The 1494-nt window shown below is 71.3% G+C and carries 1 protein-coding gene; it reads left to right on the top strand.

Annotation, left to right across the window (positions count from 1 at the left end):
• Positions 1–246 precede the first annotated feature (246 nt).
• Entirely contained in the window at positions 247–1479 is a 1233-nt protein-coding gene (locus NH342_RS22930; protein ID WP_253018674.1) for an IS110 family transposase, read from the top strand.
• Positions 1480–1494: the final 15 nt, after the last annotated feature.

Genomic DNA, 1494 nt, shown 5'->3' with positions numbered 1-1494 from the left:
CCTCACTGGTTGACCCTGGTGGCGCGGGAGGTTGGTTGACAGCCTGTCGTGGCACCCCGGTGCCGTCGGTGCATCGCCATGCTGACCGAGCTCTTCGAGGGCCTGCCTGAGAAGTGCGAGCCCGACGGCCCGGGGCGTGCCGACTGGCGACAGGGCTGAGCGCCTCGAGCGCCGATCAGTGAGCGACCGGCTGCACGCCCCGAACCGCGGGTGCTGACCCCACTGGTGCAACAGCGGAGGCAGCACATGAACGGTAAGCACACCCCCATCACCCCGGGAAGTCGTGTCGGCGGGGTCGACTGGTCCTGGGAGCGGCACGCGGCCTGCATCGTCGATGCCGGCGGCGCGGTGGTCGAGCGCTTCGACGTCGACCACGACAAGCCCGGCTTGGCCCAGTTGATCCAGCGAATGCGCCGCGCCGGAGTGACCCGAGTGGCCATCGAGCGCGGCGACGGTCCGGTCGTAGAGGCCCTGCTGGGCGGCGGGTTGGAGGTGGTGGTGATCTCCAGCCGGCAGGTCAAGGCGCTACGGCTGCGCTACGGCAGCGCCGGCAACAAGGACGACCGGTTCGATGCCTTCGTCCTGGCCGACGTGCTGCGCAGCGATGGCCACCGACTGGGCAGCCTTCGCCCTGATGGCCCGGCGACCCAGGGGCTGAAGGCGCTCGTGCGGGCCCGCAAAGACCTCATCGGGCACCGGATCGCGATGGGCAACCAGCTGCGGGCCAACCTGCTCACCGCCTTCCCCGGCGCGGTGGGCCTGTTCGCAGCCATCGACTCCCCGATCAGCCTTGCATTCCTCACCCGCTTCCCCACCGCCACTCGCGCGGCCTGGCTCTCCGAGCTGCGCATGGCCGCGTGGCTGCGCGGAGTCAGCTACTCCGGCCGCCAGACACCGGCCCAGCTGATGGCTCACCTGGGCCAGGCTCCAGCCGCGCTCACCGGACCAGCCGAAGCCGGCTGCGCGATCGTCACCGAGCAGCTCGTGGCCGCACTCATCGACCTCCGGGCCCGGATCGCAGCCCTGGACGAAGCGATCGCCGAAGCCATGACCCTGCACCACGACGCCGCAATCTTCACCACCTTGCCCCGAGCGGGCACCAACAGAGCCGCCCTGCTGCTGGCCGAGATCGGCGACTGCCGAGCCCGCTACCCCGACGACACCGCCCTGGCCGCGGCCGCAGGCGTAGCCCCCTCCACCCGGGCCAGCGGCAAGAAACACCACGTCGCCTTCCGCCACGCCTGCGACAAACAACTCCGTGAAGCCCTCATCGACTTCGCCGCCGACAGCCGCCACGCCAGCCCCTGGGCCGCCGACATCTACGACCGAGCCCGAGCCCGCGGCGCCCGGCACCCCCACGCCGTGCGCATCCTCGCCCGAGCCTGGTGCCGCGTCATCTACCGCTGCTGGACCGACAACGCCCCCTACGACCCCTCAACCCACGGCGGCGCGCAACGCCTTCTCGCCGCCAGGGGTTGACACAGGGCTCTCAGG

The organism is Klenkia sp. PcliD-1-E, assembly GCF_024124375.1.
Lineage (GTDB): Bacteria > Actinomycetota > Actinomycetes > Mycobacteriales > Geodermatophilaceae > Klenkia.
This window is presented reverse-complemented; position numbering and strand designations above follow the sequence as displayed.

Bases quoted from the DNA above. Each gene is read 5' to 3' on its own strand.
- NH342_RS22930 (WP_253018674.1), top strand. From the start codon at position 247: ATGAACGGTAAGCACACCCCCATCACCCCGGGAAGTCGTGTCGGCGGG.